Here is a 15,916-nt window from a genome sequence, read left to right as displayed (position 1 = left end):
TTGATCCACGCGCGCTTTTCCGTTAGCTGACCGGAGTGCGGAGAGTCACAAGCTCCTCGGCCGCCGTCGGATGAACGGCAATCGTTCGGTCGAAATCCGCCTTGGTGGCGCCCATCGTCACCGCGATGCCGACGAGCTGGATCATCTCGCCCGCGGCCTCTCCCATGATGTGGACGCCTATAACCTTGTCGGTCTCGCCATCGACGAGGACCTTCATCATCACCGGCTCGCCGCGACCGGACAGGGTGGCCTTCATCGCGCGGAACCGCGTGCGGTAGACGACGAGCTTGGGGCAAAGCGCCCGCGCTGCCTCCTCGCTCGGCCCGATCGTGCCGAGTTCCGGCGTCGAAAAGACCGCGGTCGGGACGAGGGAATAATCGACGCCGGTCGGCTTGTTACCGAACACGGTGTCGGCGAAGGCATGGCCCTCGCGTATGGCGACCGGTGTGAGGTTGGCGCGGTCGGTCACATCGCCGACCGCATAGATCGACGGCACGTTGGTGCGGCCGTCCCCATCGACGATGACAGCACCCTTTTCATTCATGGCGACGCCCACGGTTTCGAGGCCGAGGCCGGAGGTATGCGGCTTGCGACCGGTCGCCACCAGCACCTGATCGAACCGGCGCGTCGTGCCGTCGGACAGGGTGGCCGTGATATCAGTGCCTGCCCGATCCAATCTCTCGACCCGCCGTTCCAGCAGGAGCTCGATGCCCCGCCCCTGATAAGCCGCGGCGAGCCCCTCGGCGAGATCATGGTCGAACCCGCGCAAAAGCCGCGAACCGCGGTGCAGGAGCGTGGTCTCCACACCGAGCCCGGCGAAGATTCCCGCGAACTCCACGGCGATATAGCCGCCGCCGATAATGAGCAGCCGGCGCGGCAATTCCGGCAAATCAAAGATCTGGTCGGAAACGAGGCCGAGTTCGCCACCTGGCACCGCCGGTTCCATCGACGGACGCGCGCCGGTGGCGATCAGGATGATCTTGGCCGATATGCGCTCCCCAGTGGCCAGGACACGCACGGTATGGGGCCCTTCAACGACCGCGCGGCTGTCGATGATCTCGACGCCGGCATTGGCGAGGTTGCGGCGGTAGATGCCCTCGAGGCGGGTAATCTCTGTTTCCTTGTTGGCGACCAGCGTCGGCCAATGGAAGCTCGCCTCGGGCACGTTCCAGCCGAAGCCGGCGGCATCCGCGAAAGCATCCTGAAAGCGGCTGGCGTAGACATAAAGCTTCTTGGGCACGCAGCCCCGGATGACGCAGGTACCGCCAACACGTGATTCCTCGGCGATCATCACGCGCGCGCCATAGCCCGCCGCTATGCGGCCTGCCCGGACGCCGCCCGAGCCCGCGCCAATAACGAAGAGATCGACATCGAAATCACCGGTCGTCATCGTAAGCTCCAATCCAGCGCATCCTTGTGGCCGAGGCAGCGCCCCACGCAGCCGCGACGATGCCCCCCTGTCCTATAAACGAGAGCGCTCGCCGTGCCCATGCGCTAGCGCACGCATGGCCGTACCCTTCCAGTTATCGAGCCGGACAGGATGACCATAGCCTTAAGGCGAATAAAGCTGCATCTTGCTCGTAAAATGCAGCGGCTTTACCGTCACTTTACGCGCAACAGGAAGTTGCCAACACGGAATTGGGAGGATGTCATGGTCGGAACCGGCAGTGCTGCACGCACGCGGATCAACCGGCGCTCGCTTGCCGTCATGGCAGCAGTGGCCAGCATGGCCTTTGTGGCGGGGGGCCTAGCTCTAGGCGGAACGGCTTCGGCGCAGAATGCCGAACTGAAGATCATGGCTCCGGCGGCTCCGGGCGGAGGTTGGGACCAGACGGCTCGCGCGGTGCAGTCGGCGCTGACGACCTCAGGGATCGTGAAGGGCGCGCAGGTCGTCAATGTCCCCGGCGCCGGCGGCATCGTCGGGCTCGCGCAATTCGTCAATAGCGGCAAGGGAGACGGCTCCCAGCTCATGGTGAACGGCCTCGTGATGGTCGGTGCGATCCTCACCAACAAATCACCGGTCACCCTCGACCAGGTCACGCCGATCGCCCGTCTCACGGCTGAGAATCAGGCCATCGTCGTACCGGCAAATTCTCCGATCAAGAACGCGCAGGACCTTGTTGCCGCGCTGAAGGCAGATCCGGCCAAGGTGACGTGGGCAGGCGGCTCGGCCGGCGGCACCGACCACATTCTGGTGGGACTATTCGCGAAGGCGGTCGGGGTTGATCCCACCAAGATCAACTACATTCCCTTCTCCGGCGGTGGTGAAGCCCTTGCCGCCATTCTCGGCTCGAAGGTGACAGCGGGCGTTTCCGGCTATGGGGAATTCGAGGGCCAGATCAAGGCAGGCAAGCTGCGGCTGATCGGCATCGCGGCGCCGGCACGCGTCGCCTATATCGACGGACCAACGCTCAAGGAACAGGGCGTCGATCTGGAACTCATCAACTGGCGCTCCGTCGTCGCGCCTCCCGGCCTCACCAAGGAGCAGACGGCGAACCTTGTGTCCACCATTGACAAGATGGTGAAATCCCAAGCCTGGCAGGACACCTTGAAGGCGAAGGGGTGGGATGACTCGTATCTCGCCGGGGACGCCTTCGCCAGCTTCCTCAAGAACGAACAAACCCGCATCGCCGACGTACTGAAGACGATCGGGCTCACGCAATAGGGCCTGCGGGCACGCCGCGCCCCTCGCGCGGTGTGCCGGCCGCCGTCAACGTTGGCAGGATCGCCCGCCAGCGGTTCTTGTTCCCCGGCAACGCCGGCCGACCATCTCCCACAGGATCTCGCCGGAAGATCGACACGTCTCGCCTCGGCTTCGCCTCCCCCCGCCTCTCAGGATCGTCGGCATGAACGACAAGCACAGGCGACGCCTCGACATCAGCGGCCTGCTCATAGCGCTCGGTTTGCTCGGCATCGCCATCCTTTTGCGTCTTGATGCCGGCAACATGCCGGCCGCGCCCGCCTATGCGCGCATCGGCCCGGAGGCGGCAACCAACGTCGTGGCCCTCGGCATCCTTGTTCTGGGGCTTGCAACCGCATACACCGCCTGGCGCGGTGGAGGAGTGGAACCGGAAGCTGCGGACTGGGGGCCGGTCGCGCTTATCACGCTGGCTTTCGTGGCCGTGATCGGGATCATCGGGCTCGGTGGCGGCTTTATTCTGGCCAGCGCCGTCCTGTTCGCGATGACGTCGCGCGCCTTTGGGCGTCGCGCCCTTGCCGTCGACTTCGCCGTGGGATTTGCTCTCGGGCTCGGCGCCTATCTCGTGTTCGCCAAACTCCTGACCCTTACCCTGCCGAGCGGGCCGCTCGAACATCTCTTCTAAGAGCGGATCGATGGAAGCCTTCCCCTCCCTACTGCATGGGCTCAGTGTCGCCATCCAGCCCATGAATCTTGTATTCGCGTTGATCGGCGTGTTTCTGGGCACGGCCGTCGGCGTATTGCCCGGCATCGGCCCGGCTTTGACGGTCGCGCTGCTCCTGCCCGTCACCTACAAGCTCGATCCGGCGGGATCGCTGATCATGTTCGCCGGCATCTATTACGGCGGCATGTACGGCGGCTCGACAACGGCGATCCTGATCAACACGCCGGGTGAAAGCGCCTCCCTCGCGACGGCGATCGAGGGCAACAAAATGGCGAAGGCCGGGCGCGGCGGGCCGGCGCTCGCCACGGCCGCAATCGGCTCGTTCGTCGCTGGCACCATCGCGACATTGGGCATTGCCTTCCTCGCGCCGTGGCTCGTTGAGATCGCCATCAATTTCGGTCCGGCGGACTATTTCGCGCTGATGGTGCTCGCGTTTGTCACCGTGTCGGCAACCTTCGGCGCCTCGCCGTTGCGGGGCCTCACCAGCCTGTTCATCGGGCTGGCGCTCGGGCTCGTTGGCATCGACGAGCTGTCCGGCCAAGCCCGCCTGCACTATGGCGTGCCTGACCTTCTCGACGGGATCGAGGTAACGACCCTGGCGGTCGGGCTCTTCGCGGTGGGCGAAGCACTCTATGTTGCCTCCAAACACAAACATGCGCCGGAGACGTTGGAGCCGGTCCGCGGCTCGCTCTGGATGACCCTTCAGGACTGGAAGCGCTCCTGGAAGCCGTGGCTGCGCGGAACCGCCTTCGGCTTCCCCATCGGCGCGCTCCCCGCCGGGGGTGCGGAAATCCCAACCTTTCTCTCCTATGCGACGGAGAAGCGGCTATCCAAACATCCGGAGGAATTCGGCCGGGGCGCAATCGAGGGCGTCGCCGGTCCGGAGGCCGCGAATAATGCATCCGCCGCTGGCACGCTTGTGCCGCTGCTGACCCTCGGCCTGCCGACCTCCGCAACGGCGGCGATGATGCTCGCCGGCTTCCAGCAGTACAATCTGAACCCCGGCCCGCTCCTCTTCGCCGAGCGTCCGGAACTCGTGTGGGGGCTCATCGCCAGCCTGTTCATTGCGAACACGATGCTGCTGGTCCTCAACCTCCCGCTGGTCGGCCTCTGGGTCAGGCTTCTCGCCATTCCCCAGCATTGGCTCTATGCGGGCATTCTCGTGTTCGCCACCATGGGCACGATCGCCGCCAAGCCGTCCGTCGTCGAGCTGTCGATGTTGCTCGTCTTCGGAATCCTGGGCTTTCTCATGCGCCGATACGACTATCCGGTCGCGCCGGTGGTCATCGGGCTCATCCTCGGCCCCATGGCGGAGCAGCAGTTGCGGCGCGCGCTGGCGATCAGCCTCGGCGATCCCATCGCGCTGGTCGAGAGTCCTCTCGCCGCGGCTCTCCTCGGTCTCGCCTTTCTGGCGCTCATCGCTCCCTTCGTGCTGAAGGGCCTCGATCGCTTCAAGGCTGATGAGGACTGAAGCTGCGATGTGAGCCGGACTCCACCGAGCTTCGCGGAGGCGCAAAACTTGCAAGCGCCTCTATAAGGCAGAAGCCTCACATCACAGCAAAGGTGGCGTTCGCGCCGTTAGCGGCCTTTGCCAAGCTTCAGCTTCTAACCAAACGTGATCGAGTCAGGTTGTATGTCTACGACACCATGGAGCCGAACGGTCGTTTGTTCCGCGTTGTCGACGAGCACATAGGTTATTCCATCCCAATGAAGCGCAGCGACTTCATTTGTATTCATGTGGGCTCGCATCGTCGCAGCAGCGTCTTCGAGAGTTGTCGCGTTACTGGTGGCTACTTCTTGCTCTAATGTCAAAGTCCGATCATGGTCGAGAAGCCGCCCTTCGCGTAAGAAGGCGAAGCGGAGGATGTCATTTGCCGGATCAAAATCTGTGATCGTCGTGAGCATTTTCTCCTTGACGCTGGGGAGCACAGAATGTTCGGCGCGTGCGATCACCACGACATCGTGACCCGTCCCAGTCTCAACAAAATTGCGGCCCGCGCCGGGTGAGATGACGTCGTCGCCTTTGCCGGTCCGGACATAGTCATTACCGGCACCCGTATAGACCACATCATCGACATCTCCGGTGACCAGAATGACATCCCCCTCCCCACCGAGCTTGATCACGTTCGGACCTTGAGAACCTGCCATCGTCAGGGGTCGCGTCTGCTCCGCGGAGAACTTGAGTTGCCCCGTGGCGCGCGCGGCCGAGATATCTTCAAGACGCTCCATTCCACCTTGGGGAATGGAGAGATCGAGGTCCCGCGCTCCCTCGATCGACAGGAATTTCAAGCTGCGACTGTCCAACGTCACCTTGGAGGCAGACCATACCAGCATATGGACGTTGCTGATACCGCTCAGGGCAACGGTTTGATTGATACCCGCAATGACGACGTCGAGCATATTGTCCGTATCTTCCGGCTTTACTTGTACTTCCAGGCGATGCGTGGTGCCGACAATTCCCAGACGCGTCGAGGTCGGCATGTTTCGGAGGATCAACTCACCCGGGTAATGCCCGACCTTGAGTATTTCCACCCCTGCGCTTGCTCCAAGATCGAAGGTCGTCGATTTTGTGGCTGGCGTGGCCCAGAAAAAGGGCCGGTCTCCCGAGAGCGCCCAAAATAGAGGTCGGCCTGTGCTCTGCTCACGACCCGTGCCGGCGACGCCGACATCCTTGCATCCAGAAATGGTAGGCTTGACGAAGCCGTATGGCAGATGAACCTGAGCCTCTTCAAATACGCCAGCCAAGCAAGACACGGGCACGGAATACCGGGACGGATCACTGGTGATGACCGAGACCAATCGACCACCTTTGCCAACATAATTTTGAGAATATACTTGTGAACTCACGCTAACCTCGGTGAAACTGATAGGATATATCTGCGCGATACGCAAAATATATCTACCATCGCGTCTTCACATAGCGCGCTTCCGAATGCAGCAAAAGACTGGCAAATGGCGCAGATGATCAATGCATGAAACGCGAACAGCCGCGCAGGGGCGCGGCTGTTATAGATTTTATTCTGTCACGATGGATCCATCAGCACCTAAGGGCGACGCCCCGGGCGCGTTGCACGTGGCGTACACAACCCGTAACGGGCCTGGAGCACGCGGGTCAGCGGTATCCGCCGAACATGCCGCAAATCTCTGTGATTACCCCAATCCGGGCGCCGGGCCGGCCGCGCGATCCGAGGGAAAGCACTTTAGAGCGTGTGGCCCTTCTTCTGCAGCTCCGCACGGACGCGCTGCAAGGCGAAGTCGGCGGTCTCGTTGGCCCATTCGCGCATCGCATCGAAAATATCGTTCAACAGCAGCGGCTGCACTTCAACATACTTCTTGCCCGCCGGCGAACTGAAGAACGTATTGATTTGCTGCAGGTCCGCCTCGCTAAGGTGTGTGGCCAGCATGCGTGCGGAATTCGTGATCAGCTCCTGCTTGCGAGCCTCGATCTCCGGCCGGATCTGCACAAGCGCTGCATCGATATCCTTGGCCAGCTCTGGCCGCGTTACGAACAGCTGCTTGATCTGCTCACCAAAGGTCGGGACGAGCGCTTCGAACGAGCGCGCCATGCCTGATCCGATAATGACGTCGCGCGCGACGGCAATATGGCTCTGCGTCACCTGCGGGGCCGCCTGGGCGGGGGCCTGCGGTGCCGGCTGCTGTGCGATGGCCGCTGTAGCGGTTGTCAGCGCCAAGGCCAGCGCGGCGAACGAAATGCGGCTGAAAGCGCGTATCATGACTTTCTAACTCCTTGGCACCATGCGCGTTTTTGTAAGATCCCCATAAGTGGAGACGCCGTGGGGCGACGCAACGATCGCGCCGGTCGCCAGGCGGATGAACAACCCGTGATCCACGACGCCGGGAACTGAAAGCAGAGCTTGGCTAAGCCGCTCCGGCTCGGTGATCGCACCGAATGATCCATCGAGAATATAATGCCCGCCGTCGGTGATGAACGGAGTGCCATCTGCCTGCTTGCGGAGCCGGAGATCGCCACGGCATCCGGCGGCGGCCGCAGCATCGCGCACGGCGAGCGTCGTTGCAGCGAGGCCAAAGGGCACAACCTCAACCGGCAGTGGAAAGCGGCCGAGCACGGCCACGCGCTTGCTGTCGTCGGCTATGACGATCATGCGCGCGCTTGCGGCCGCCACGATCTTCTCACGCAGGAGAGCGCCGCCCCCGCCCTTGATGAGGCGCAGATCCTCGTCGATCTCGTCAGCTCCATCGACCGTCAGGTCGAGCTCCGGCGTCGCATCGAGATCCGACAAGGGGATACCCTCGGACTCGGCCTGAGCGCGCGTGCGCTCCGACGTCGGCACGCCGATCACCTTGAGGCCGCCACGCACGCGCTCTCCCAAGAGAGCGACAAAGTGCTTCGCCGTGGATCCTGTGCCAAGGCCCAGGCGCATGCCATCTTCCACAAGGGCGACGGCCTGTGCCGCAGCCTGGCGCTTGGCGTCCTCGTTGCTCACTTGTCGAGCCCCGCGAGCAGCATGTATTTCAGCTCCGTGAACTCCTCGATACCGTGACGAGAGCCCTCGCGGCCGATCCCGGATTCCTTGATGCCGCCGAACGGTGCGACCTCAGTCGAGATGAGACCCGAGTTGACGCCGACAATGCCGTATTCCAATGCCTCCGCGACGCGGAAGATGCGCCCGATGTCGCGCGAGAAGAAATAGGCTGCGAGGCCGAACTCGGTGTCGTTGGACTGGGCGATGACGTCCGCCTCGGTCTCGAAACGGAAGACTGGCGCGAGCGGTCCGAAGGTCTCCTCGCGCGCGATCATCATGTCCTTCTTGACGTTAGTGAGCACCGTCGGCTCGAAGAAGGTTTGTCCGAGGGCGTGGCGCTTGCCGCCGACGCGAACCTCCGCGCCCTTAGACAACGCATCGGCGATATGCTCCTCGACTTTCGACACGGCCGCCGCAGTGATGAGCGGACCTTGCTCGATACCGGCCTGAGTGCCGTCGCCCACCTTCAGAGCGCCAACACGCGCGGTGAGCTTCTCGACGAAAGCATCATGGATGCCCGCCTGCACATAGAGGCGGTTCGCGCAGACGCAGGTCTGGCCCATGTTGCGGAACTTCGACGCCATGGCGCCTTCAACGGCAGCATCGACATCCGCATCGTCGAACACGATGAAGGGCGCGTTGCCGCCGAGTTCGAGGCCCACCTTCTTCACGGTGGAAGCCGCTTGCCGCATCAGGAGCTTCCCGACCTCCGTGGAACCAGTGAAGCTGATGAGTTTGACCAGCGGATGCTCGGTCATCACCTTGCCGATGTCCCGCGCGGAACCCGTAACGATGTTGAGAACGCCGGCCGGCAGACCCGCACGTTCGGCGAGGACCCCAAGTGCCAGGGCCGTCAGCGGCGTCTCGCCGGCAGGCTTGACCACGGCCGTGCAGCCGGCGGCCAGCGCCGGGCCGACCTTGCGGGTAATCATGGCGGCAGGGAAGTTCCAGGGCGTGATCGCCGCGATGACGCCGACCGGCTGGCGGATAACGACCATGCGGGCGTTCGGCCATGGCGAGGGGATTGTTTCGCCATAGAGGCGCTTGGCCTCTTCGGCATAGAACTCGATGAAAGCCGCGGCATAGTCGATCTCGCCGCGGGCCTCGGCAAGAGGCTTGCCCTGCTCGGAGGTCATAATCAGCGCAAGATCGTCACGGTTGGCGATGATCAGATCGAACCACCGGCGCAGGATGGCAGCCCGTTCCTTCGCCGTGCGCTTTGCCCATCCAGCCTGCGCCGCGCCGGCCGCCTCGACGGCCCGTGTGGTCTCCTCGGCACCGAAATGCGGGACCTTGGCAATGACAGAGCCGTTCACGGGATTGGTAACGGGGGTCTGCGCCTCGCCGATCCAGGCTCCATTCACGAAACAGGCTTCGACAAGTAGGGATGAATCTTTGAGCTGCATGACGAAGCCTCCCTGGTCTTCAATAAACGAGCCCGTCCTCTAGCATGCGCTGTCCGGCACGCAAAGCGCCGCTGTTGCTTCTCCAGCGGACATCAGAAATCAGAAGGCGTTCCGGCGGCCCTTGTTATCTCGCCCTCTGCGGGAACCATCGCGGACTTGGCAGGTTACCGTGGCATCAGTGACTACGGACCAGCACAAAACGGACCTGAGCGATGAGCGGCTTTGCCCTGACGTCAAACTACGCCTGCGAAACCTGCAATTGTTCAGCGATCATGCTTCCCGAAACCCTCACCGATCACAGCTCTGTCAGATGTTCCGGCTGCGGCGCCGAACTGGGCGAATGGGGCGCATTCAAGGAAATGACCCGCCGTATCATCATGGACGAGGTGGAGCGAGGGACCTGTGATCCCCGCTCAGCTGGCGTTGATATGGCTATAAAAATCTGATCTTGCCGAGCACCCGAGAACCCGCGCGATCAGCGCGGGCTCTGCCCCTCGGACTGAGAGGACGGGGGAACAACCGCCGGACCGCTCGTGGTTGTTGCCTGCGGCGTGCAGACCACCTGATCGTTGAACACGTAGCAGACGCTCATTTCTCCGGTGCGGAGGTTCACGCGGAAGACGCCGCCTTCACGCTCGTGACGCGATGCAACCAGACCGTACTCGCCTGGCACCTGCTTCCCCGCCCCTTCACCGGGAGCATAGCAGAAGGTGACGCCGATGGTGCCCTCCTTCAGGCCATACTGGCACGCTCCCACTTCCCCCGTAACACGGTCGATCCGATAGACGCGGTTGAGATCGGTTTGCGGAGCCGGGACGAATTCGAAGGGAGCCGCGCCCGCTAGGGCGACCCCGGCAAAAAGGCCGATGCCGATGCGCTTCGCTAGCAAGAACGGTGATGTGATCATAGGCGCTTCCTGACGCGTGCAGTTCAATTCCGTTGAAGACCATGACGGTTCGGCCGCCTGCTCCGGCGCCGAATCGCTTCGCCTCACTCTACCATCCTCCCCCGCACCATTCCCATGACCATGGCCTCATTGGGATAGCCGCTCACTGAAGGGCGTATCGGCGTCCATACTCGCGCATATGCACCCTTGCGCGAACCTCCTGTTTCGGCTAGCTGCGCGGCATGCACAAGCTCACGCCCCGCGTTCTGGCTTTCGACCTCGACGGCACGTTGGCCGACACCGCGCCCGATCTCATCGGGACGCTCAACGTCATCCTCGCCCGGGAGGACTTGCCGCCCCTGCCCCTCGAGCAGGCCCGCGATCTGATTGGCGCCGGCGCCCGCGCGCTGCTCGAGCGCGGCCTCGCAGCCAGCGGCCGCACAGCGAGTCCCGAAGAGCTCGAGCGGCTTTTCTCCGATTTCATCGTCCATTACAGCGATCACCTCGCCGACATGAGCCAGCTGTTTCCCGGCGTCGAAGCTTCCCTGAAGCGGTTCTCGGACGCAGGCTGGGCGCTCGCGGTGTGCACGAACAAGTTCGAAGCACAGTCCATCAAGCTTCTGGAGCTGCTCGGCGTCGCCGATCGTTTCGCGGCCATCTGCGGACGGGATACGTTTGACGTCTACAAGCCAGACCCCCGCCATCTGACTGCAACCATCGCGCGGGCTGGTGGCGATCCCGCGACGGCGGTGATGGTGGGCGACTCGCTTACCGACATCAAGACCGCGAAGGCCGCAGGTATTCCCGTCATTGCCGTTCCTTTCGGCTACACGGAGGTGCCTGTGGACCAGCTCGGGCCCGATCGCATCATCCATCATTTCGACGAACTCTGGGACGCAGTCGCCAGCCTGCCCATCCAGGTGACCGCGTCCTAGTGCGTCTGACACTGGGTCGTGCCGCCGGCTGATTGGGCGAACGAGGACGCATTCGCTATTCGCGGGTTCGGGCAAGCGCCTCCGGCGGCAGCGGCTTGAATCGCACGTTGCGCAAGAACATGCCGAGCTCACGGGTGTCGGCGCTCGTGCGGTCAAAGACCAGGGGTATGCGCGGATTGGCAATCGTCAAACGGACGATGACAATGCCGTCTTGCCTTAGAAGATGCGCCGGTACATCCACTGAAAACCACTCCGGTTCGCCGCGATCGATCGCCCAGTCCGTCAACGCTTTGCCGTTGACTGCCACCGCAACGGATGTTGGGGGTTGCCCCTCAGGCACGAAAGCCTGGCTTTCCATCTCGATCTTGAGACCCTGTCCCTCCGGCACATCCACATTGAAGACAAGGGACGCCTCTCCGCCGTTCGTCCATCGGCCGGCGGCCTCGGGCTCATCCCAGGAATCGAACGTGAAGACACTTGCCCTGGAATCAACGACAGAGAGTGTCTCGCCAATTCGCGCGGTATCGGGCACGAGGGGCAACGCAACCGCACAAGCGCGCGACCACCGGCCGAACCAGCACGGCAGACCAAAGGTTAAGCGCTGACACACTTTGACAGCTGCGCGCTTGAGCAAGGTGACATCCACGCCAAAATGCAGGAAGGCTGGCTCCAGGGGCAATGGACGCAGTGGCAGGATTACGAAGCCACCCGGATAAGGCATCGCCTTATAGTCGCCGAACAGCCAATGGCGATCTCCCTGATAGATCGCATGAGGCCCGTTGTAGAAGCTGAGCCAGGTGCCGACGGCCGGAATAGCAAGCCCCTCGTGAACGCTCACGAGGCCCTTGGGAAAGTCGATCCAACGCGGCTCTTTGATCGAAGTCTCAAAATTGCCGATGGTTTTGATCGAAGCGCGCCAACCGAACAGGAGCACGACCGAGATCAGGGCGATCACTCCGACGGTGAGCCCCTGCCGCAATGGTCGCGCAAAAAGTTCGCGAACTAGTACTACGCTGTATATCCCAAGTATAACGAGTGTCCATTTGAAATAGTGATAATTCCCATAATGCCATATCCCGCCCGGAAGAAGATCTCTATATGTCAAATACAGGAGAAAGTACGCGACAGTCGCTCCAATGACGATGAGATGGCGGAAGCGTGCAGCCGCTCCAGGCGTGACTATGATGCACGCAATCATTCCGGCAAAACCTGAGATGATCCAGGGGAAACGCTCCGCCAGCCCCTTTCCGAGAGCGTCGGGAAAGAGCGGATACGGGCTGATGACCAAGGTCACCCAGCGCACCGGCAGGAGGCGCCATTCAAAGCCGATGCGATCACTCATCGCCACATAGTCGCTCAGCCGGAAACCATAGATCAGCAGATAGGGAACCGCGAGAAGCACAGCGCCAACCACGCTTCCGGCAATGCCGCCAAGGATAAAAGCGGCCCCCGACCGAATAGGAGCACGTTGCCACAGGAGGCTCATGCAGGTCACGGTGCCGGCCACACCCAGCACCACGAGCGCATCGACAGGACGCGCGGCGGCGATCAGGGACCCGGATACGCCAGCGATGGCACCGAGGACCGCGGGGCGTCCTCCGCTCGCTACCCTTACGAGGGCCCAAAGGCACAACAACACCAACGGCACCGCAAGCGTCGTCGTCCAAGGGATCACCCAGGCGTTCAGGCTGATGGGGTACAGGACAGTCGTCGCAAAAAACGTCAGCCATCCGGTGATACGCGCCCAACGCCAGCTTGGCAGAATGGCGGCGAGCAACGCCCCCGACAGCCAAAGCGCCGCAAGCAGGCAGAGCAGATTGGGGACCAGGAAAGGATTTGCGGGCGTCAGATGGACAAAAGGCACGCCCACGAGAGAATAACCCGGCAGATACCAATGATGCCCAGCTTCCAGATTCCCCTGCGAAAAGGCGAGCGTAGACTGCAGATACTTCCACTGATCATGCCAGGCCCACCAGCCACTCCCTTCCATGGCCGCGCGCGGCTTTATCGGACTGTGGCGATAAGCGCTGAGATAAATGAGAATGGTTGCTATTGCCGTGGAAATGAAAACGGCGAGATCCATCCGCTTGGCATCTTGAAATATTGCCCCGCCGAAACGCCCCATTTTTCGAACGGTCTCATCAACAACCACGGTGCATCCTTTGAAAGTAGGGATACAGTCCTAGCTACCCCGCGCAAACGCTCTGCCTCAATGCTACAAAGATCGCTTGGCTGGCAAGTGATGCAGACAATTCTCATTGCCTATGCCGCGCCCGCAAGGTTGCAGGCGCCAGCCACTCTATCGCACCTCACAGCGGCGTGAGCGTCCCCACCTTTTTTGACGTGAAGGGACCATAGGGCTTGCCTTCAGCCAGCGCCTATGCTTTTGGTGTCGCCTATTGATGGGTGCGTAGCTCAGCGGGAGAGCACTGCCTTCACACGGCAGGGGTCACAGGTTCAATCCCTGTCGCACCCACCATTATTTTCCCAATGATTTCAATTCGTTAAGACGGCACCCCCGAATCAGCAAATTGGGTCCGCCACAGTTTGCGCCACAGTTTGCTGACCTGAGGCGCTGCACGTTCCCGTTCCGTTCACGGTGTGACTCTCCGCACAGACAGAGCGCTCCACCTCCGCGAGACTGCGCCGAGAGGCGGCCATGGGGTCGCGAAACCCGGTGTAGAAATGGTCGACCTCCCGCCCGTGAGACTTGGCGAACTACGAAAGGCGAGCGTCCCCCTTTCCGTCAGCTGCCCCCTGTGCAGCCACCGCGCTAGTGTCGACCCGACCAGAGTGCCCGGCCCTGACAGTCTCGACATCAAGGAGCTAACGAGCCGCTTTCGCTGTCAGACGTGCCTGCGTCGCGGCGGGATGAGCGTCAGCGCCGAGACCAAGCCGTGGGTCTGGCATCTGCGCCGGACACGGCAGTTTCACCGTATCTCGCCGATGATGAAAATGATCGGTGACGAGGGCCAGGATGACTAAGCGTAAAGGCGAACTGTCGGCGAGCACGATCGACCGGGATTGGCCCCATCAGGTGGCCTTGCATCATCTCGTGACGCGTCGCCGCTACAATGAAATCCAGGCCTTCCGCGAGGATAAAAATTGCCCACCGCGCGGCCATTCCGTCTGCTATCAAGACGAGTGGTACAATGTCTTTTGCTTCGCAGATGAGGCCCATGCTCTTGTGTTCGCGCACAGGTTCGGGGGCGAGATTTGCGACCCTCGCGAACGTGGCCGGGGGCACGCATGGGCGCAGTGGAAGAAGGGAACGGCAAAACCAAAGCGGCGAGGCTGATGTGTGCAATCTTTATTCCGTGACCAAAGGCCAGCAGGCTATCCGCGAGCTGGCGAAGGCGTTCGAGGATTACACGGGCAACCTGCAGCGCATGCCGGGCGTCTTCCCCGACTATTCAGCGCCGATCGTGCGCCATGGGCCAAACGGGCGGGCCTTGGCTCTAGCACGATGGGGGATGCCGTCGTCCCAGTTCGCACTGATGCAAGCCGCGAAGAAGCGCGCCGAGAAGCTCGAGGCCAAGGGCCTGGCGGTCGACTTCAAGGAATTGCTGAAGATGGAGCCGGACAGCGGCACGACCAATGTCCGCAATACGGATAGCAAGCACTGGCAGCGCTGGCTTGGGCCAGACAATCGGTGCCTCGTGCCCTTCACCTCATTCAGCGAGTTCAACAGAGAGGCCGGCGGCGACATCTGGTTCGCGTTCAATGATGAGCGCCCTCTCGCCTTCTTCGCCGGTATCTGGACGGAGCGTTGGCCGAGCGTCCGCAAGGTCAAGACCGGGATGGAGGTTGCCGACCTCTACGCCTTCCTGACCACGGACCCGAATGCTGAGGTCGGAGCGGTCCACCCGAAGGCCATGCCCGTCATCCTCACCACCGAGGCGGAGCGGGAAATCTGGATGCGGGCGCCGTGGAGCGAGGCCAAGGACCTACAGCGCCCGCTCCCGGACGGCTCGCTGCAAATCGTGGCGCGAGGCGTCAAGACCGACGAGGCGCTTCCGTCTCTTTGACGGCCTCGTCGTACTGTTCTTTGAAGCGGCGGTGGCTCTCGTAGTCATACTGGCTTTGCCCGTCGTCGTCAGGGTCATCCTCACCCTCAGGACCTTGATCGGGCCAGCCACCTTCGGGCTTCACGACATCCATTCCGGACGTCTCCGGACGTTCTCGATCGGCTGGCCAGTTTGCGCATATCGCCTCGATTGCGGCTCGATCCGCTTCATGCCAGACATCAATAGCCCGGTCGTCTTCCTCACTATAAGGGATAAGCCCGTGGGTATCTGTCCATCCTTCTAGCGCAAAGAAGCCGTCCAGCGAGTCCAGCGGTGACACATTGTGCTTTTGGAACACCGCAGCCGCAGCGTGCAGGCCGCGCCTGACTTCTTCTTTGGTGGCGCCAGGCACGTCCATGGTTAATGTGATCTTCATGGCTCGATCTCCATAGCCCCGCCGCTATGGAACAAAATAAGAACGGATGAGTCAAGCCGGTTCCTAAATGGTACGGTTCACGCGATAGGCGTGAAGGGTTCCGAGGCGATCTCCCCGGCGCAGCTCGCATAGCCAACCATATCGAGGTGATCGTCTAGGTTGTACGAACCGCTCTGCGTCCGTGCCAGCTTCATCAGCACCATAAGGTGCCCAACGTCCACCGGATCAAGCGGCGCCTCCGGATCGCGGCGGATCTGAAGATAGCCGTTCCAGAGGGTGGCGATCCTCTCGAAATTATCCCGCTTCTGTCCGTGCTGTCTGTCCCTGTCTCCAGACACAAGCTCGGCAGCGGTTGATGCGATGCATCCTGCTTTCATCG

At 62.1% G+C, this 15,916-nt stretch carries 16 protein-coding genes and 1 tRNA gene; 8 read left to right on the top strand and 9 right to left on the bottom strand.

All coding sequences use genetic code 11. The features are described 5' to 3' along the window. Nucleotides 1-22: 22 nt before the first annotated feature. A complete protein-coding gene (gor, locus tag KIO76_RS15380; protein ID WP_213324081.1) occupies nucleotides 23-1,390 on the bottom strand; it encodes a glutathione-disulfide reductase in 1,368 nt (455 codons plus the stop codon). Between the two features lie 318 nt (nucleotides 1,391-1,708). Between gor and KIO76_RS15375 the strand changes: the two genes are divergently transcribed. The 3 genes from KIO76_RS15375 (at nucleotide 1,709) to KIO76_RS15365 (ending at nucleotide 4,833) form a co-directional block, all read left to right on the top strand. Then, nucleotides 1,709-2,665 carry a Bug family tripartite tricarboxylate transporter substrate binding protein gene (locus KIO76_RS15375; protein ID WP_249729915.1) on the top strand — a complete coding sequence of 319 codons (957 nt, stop codon included), beginning with the start codon at nucleotides 1,709-1,711 and terminating at the stop codon, nucleotides 2,663-2,665. A gap of 181 nt (nucleotides 2,666-2,846) precedes the next feature. Then, on the top strand, nucleotides 2,847-3,323 hold the full coding sequence (locus tag KIO76_RS15370) for a tripartite tricarboxylate transporter TctB family protein (RefSeq protein ID WP_213324080.1): 477 nt from the start codon (nucleotides 2,847-2,849) through the stop codon (nucleotides 3,321-3,323). 10 nt (nucleotides 3,324-3,333) lie between these two features. Then, nucleotides 3,334-4,833, top strand: a complete 1,500-nt coding sequence (locus tag KIO76_RS15365) for a tripartite tricarboxylate transporter permease (protein ID WP_213324079.1) — start codon at nucleotides 3,334-3,336, stop codon at nucleotides 4,831-4,833. Nucleotides 4,834-4,967: 134 nt separating this feature from the next. Here KIO76_RS15365 and KIO76_RS31605 read toward each other — a convergent pair whose 3' ends face one another. From KIO76_RS31605 to KIO76_RS15345, 4 genes are all read right to left on the bottom strand, one after another. Then, nucleotides 4,968-6,209, bottom strand: a complete 1,242-nt coding sequence (locus tag KIO76_RS31605) for a calcium-binding protein (RefSeq protein WP_213324078.1) — start codon at nucleotides 6,207-6,209, stop codon at nucleotides 4,968-4,970. 353 nt (nucleotides 6,210-6,562) lie between these two features. Continuing rightward, nucleotides 6,563-7,054, bottom strand: a complete 492-nt coding sequence (locus tag KIO76_RS15355; RefSeq protein WP_213324077.1) for a DUF2059 domain-containing protein — start codon at nucleotides 7,052-7,054, stop codon at nucleotides 6,563-6,565. Nucleotides 7,055-7,102: 48 nt separating this feature from the next. Continuing rightward, complete coding sequence (gene rpiA, locus KIO76_RS15350; protein ID WP_213324076.1) at nucleotides 7,103-7,828, bottom strand: ribose-5-phosphate isomerase RpiA; 726 nt, start codon at nucleotides 7,826-7,828, stop codon at nucleotides 7,103-7,105. Continuing rightward, nucleotides 7,825-9,273 (bottom strand): NAD-dependent succinate-semialdehyde dehydrogenase, encoded by a 1,449-nt coding sequence (locus tag KIO76_RS15345; RefSeq protein WP_213324075.1) that lies wholly within the window; start codon nucleotides 9,271-9,273, stop codon nucleotides 7,825-7,827. Before KIO76_RS15345 ends, rpiA begins: the two co-directional genes overlap by 4 nt. Before the next feature lie 212 nt (nucleotides 9,274-9,485). Here KIO76_RS15345 and KIO76_RS15340 point away from each other — a divergent pair, with 212 nt between their 5' ends. Continuing rightward, nucleotides 9,486-9,719 carry a hypothetical protein gene (locus tag KIO76_RS15340; protein WP_213324074.1) on the top strand — a complete coding sequence of 78 codons (234 nt, stop codon included), beginning with the start codon at nucleotides 9,486-9,488 and terminating at the stop codon, nucleotides 9,717-9,719. 29 nt (nucleotides 9,720-9,748) lie between these two features. On the opposite strand, the gene KIO76_RS15335 is transcribed toward KIO76_RS15340, so the two are convergent. Continuing rightward, nucleotides 9,749-10,180 (bottom strand): hypothetical protein, encoded by a 432-nt coding sequence (locus KIO76_RS15335; RefSeq protein WP_249729610.1) that lies wholly within the window; start codon nucleotides 10,178-10,180, stop codon nucleotides 9,749-9,751. A 221-nt stretch (nucleotides 10,181-10,401) separates the two neighbouring features. Here KIO76_RS15335 and gph point away from each other — a divergent pair, with 221 nt between their 5' ends. Beyond that, nucleotides 10,402-11,094: a phosphoglycolate phosphatase gene (gph, locus tag KIO76_RS15330; RefSeq protein ID WP_213324073.1), complete on the top strand. Its 693-nt coding sequence runs from the start codon at nucleotides 10,402-10,404 to the stop codon at nucleotides 11,092-11,094. Nucleotides 11,095-11,149: 55 nt separating this feature from the next. Here gph and KIO76_RS15325 read toward each other — a convergent pair whose 3' ends face one another. Beyond that, entirely contained in the window at nucleotides 11,150-13,177 is a 2,028-nt protein-coding gene (locus KIO76_RS15325; protein WP_213324072.1) for a hypothetical protein, read from the bottom strand. A 321-nt stretch (nucleotides 13,178-13,498) separates the two neighbouring features. Between KIO76_RS15325 and KIO76_RS15320 the strand changes: the two genes are divergently transcribed. The 3 genes from KIO76_RS15320 (at nucleotide 13,499) to KIO76_RS15310 (ending at nucleotide 15,122) form a co-directional block, all read left to right on the top strand. Further along, a tRNA-Val gene (locus tag KIO76_RS15320) sits at nucleotides 13,499-13,573 on the top strand. Between the two features lie 498 nt (nucleotides 13,574-14,071). After that, nucleotides 14,072-14,392, top strand: coding sequence for a hypothetical protein (locus tag KIO76_RS15315; protein WP_213324071.1), 321 nt, complete (start codon nucleotides 14,072-14,074; stop codon nucleotides 14,390-14,392). Nucleotide 14,393: 1 nt separating this feature from the next. Continuing rightward, nucleotides 14,394-15,122: an SOS response-associated peptidase gene (locus tag KIO76_RS15310; RefSeq protein WP_213324070.1), complete on the top strand. Its 729-nt coding sequence runs from the start codon at nucleotides 14,394-14,396 to the stop codon at nucleotides 15,120-15,122. Here KIO76_RS15310 and KIO76_RS15305 read toward each other — a convergent pair. Both KIO76_RS15305 and KIO76_RS15300 read right to left on the bottom strand, forming a co-directional pair. Then, nucleotides 15,091-15,537, bottom strand: a complete 447-nt coding sequence (locus KIO76_RS15305; RefSeq protein WP_213324069.1) for a hypothetical protein — start codon at nucleotides 15,535-15,537, stop codon at nucleotides 15,091-15,093. The two genes, KIO76_RS15310 and KIO76_RS15305, sit on opposite strands and share 32 nt — an antisense overlap. Nucleotides 15,538-15,614: 77 nt before the next feature. Next, nucleotides 15,615-15,914, bottom strand: a complete 300-nt coding sequence (locus tag KIO76_RS15300) for a DUF6378 domain-containing protein (RefSeq protein WP_213324068.1) — start codon at nucleotides 15,912-15,914, stop codon at nucleotides 15,615-15,617. Between the last annotated feature and the right edge of the window lie 2 nt (nucleotides 15,915-15,916).

Source organism: Chelatococcus sp. YT9, from assembly GCF_018398315.1.
GTDB lineage: Bacteria > Pseudomonadota > Alphaproteobacteria > Rhizobiales > Beijerinckiaceae > Chelatococcus.
Note: the sequence above shows the minus strand (reverse complement) of the source record. Positions and strands in the feature narration are given on the sequence as shown.